Annotated in this window: 2 protein-coding genes; one reads left to right on the plus strand and one right to left on the minus strand. The window is 76.8% G+C overall.

The window, feature by feature from the left end:
* The first annotated feature begins 87 nt into the window (after window positions 1-87).
* Window positions 88-849 carry an endonuclease/exonuclease/phosphatase family protein gene (locus ACFUEL_RS39670; RefSeq protein WP_380243081.1) on the plus strand — a complete coding sequence of 254 codons (762 nt, stop codon included), beginning with the start codon at window positions 88-90 and terminating at the stop codon, window positions 847-849.
* 77 nt (window positions 850-926) lie between these two features.
* Here the strand turns inward: ACFUEL_RS39670 and ACFUEL_RS39675 are convergent.
* On the minus strand, window positions 927-1,450 hold a 524-nt coding region (locus ACFUEL_RS39675), incomplete at its 5' end, for a hypothetical protein (RefSeq protein ID WP_380243083.1).

Below are 1,450 nucleotides of genomic sequence, written 5' to 3' on the forward strand. Positions count from 1 at the left end.
CCACCCCGCCGCGGCCTCGCCGTTCCCGCCGCCGCGCACTTCCCCGGGCCGCTGAATTCGCGCCCCGGGTTTGTTACTGTCGGTCAGGTGACGGACACTGGGGTTGCGTTGGCGTCGTCCGGGGCGGAGCCGGACGGGGCGCGGCGGGTACGGGTGCTGAGCTACAACGTGCGGTCGCTGCGGGACGACCGGGCCGCGGTGGCCCGGGTGATCCGGGCCTGCGAGCCGGACGTGGTCTGCGTGCAGGAGTCGCCGCGGTACTGGAAGACCGAGAAGGCGGCGGCCTGGCTGGCGCACAGGACCGGGCTGGTGATCCTCGCCGGGGGCGGCCGGGTGGCGGCGGGCCCGCTGCTGCTGGGCAACCTGCGGGTGGACCTGCTGGAACTGCGGGACGTTCTGCTCCCGAAGACCCGCGGGCTGCACGCGCGCGGCTTCGCGAGTGCCCTGCTGCGGATCGGCGGCAGCCGGCCGTTCTCGGTGACCAGCTGCCACCTGAGCCTCGAACCGGCCGAGCGGCTGCGGCAGTTCGCCCTGCTGCGGGGCCAACTGCGGCCCGGGGAGCCGGGGGTGATCGCCGGAGACTTCAACGAGCCGCCGGAGGGACCGGGTTGGCGCGGCCTCGCCGCCGAACTGACCGACGCGCACGCGAAGGCGCCCTGGGGCGGCACGTACACCTCGGTGCCGAAGCAGCCCTACCAGCGGATCGACGGGGTGTTCAGCACGCCGGACGTCGAGGTGCTGGGCTGCGGCGTGCCCTACCCGCTGCCGGGCGTCGCGGAGGCGGACCTGCACGCGGCCACCGACCACCTGCCGGTGCTGGCGGCGCTGCGGATCCCCGCGCCGGAGTAGGCGCGGCCCCGAGGACGCTCCCCGGTCGGCCCGCCCGGGGCCGAGCGGTCGTCGACCCCCGGGCGCGGCACGGCCGTTCAGACGACGGCGCCGCCGTTCGGGTCCTCCGGCTCGTCCTCGTCGCGGTCCTTCATCCGGGCCACCAGGGTGCCGAAGCCGCCGAGGAAGGCCAGCAGGCCGACCCAGGCGGGCCAGCCGGAGACCTCGTGCCAGACCACGGCGTCGAACAGCAGCAGCGCGGGCCCGCCCAGGACGGCCAGCCAGGCGAACTTGGCGGTGGTGTCCGCCGGGGGCAGCGGCGGGGGCTCCGGCGGGACGAAGTGGCCCTCGTCCGGGTCCTCGGCGGGGGAGTGGTCGCGCGGGCCGTCTCCCGGACGGGGGACCGGGCGCGGGGTGAAGTCGCCCAGGCCGCCGTTGGTGGTGGTCGGGGCGGTCGGCCCGCGCCGGCCCTGCTCGCGCTCCTGCTGCGCGCGCAGGTTCTCGACCTCGGGCCAGGCCGGGTCGGTGAGGTCGACCGGGTCGTCGAACTGGGCCACCAGCGCGGCGAAGATCGCGTCCTGTTCGGCCTGGCTGCCCGCGGCGGGCCGCCACGCGGCCGGCG

Source organism: Kitasatospora sp. NPDC057198 (genome assembly GCF_042670125.1).
GTDB lineage: Bacteria > Actinomycetota > Actinomycetes > Streptomycetales > Streptomycetaceae > Kitasatospora.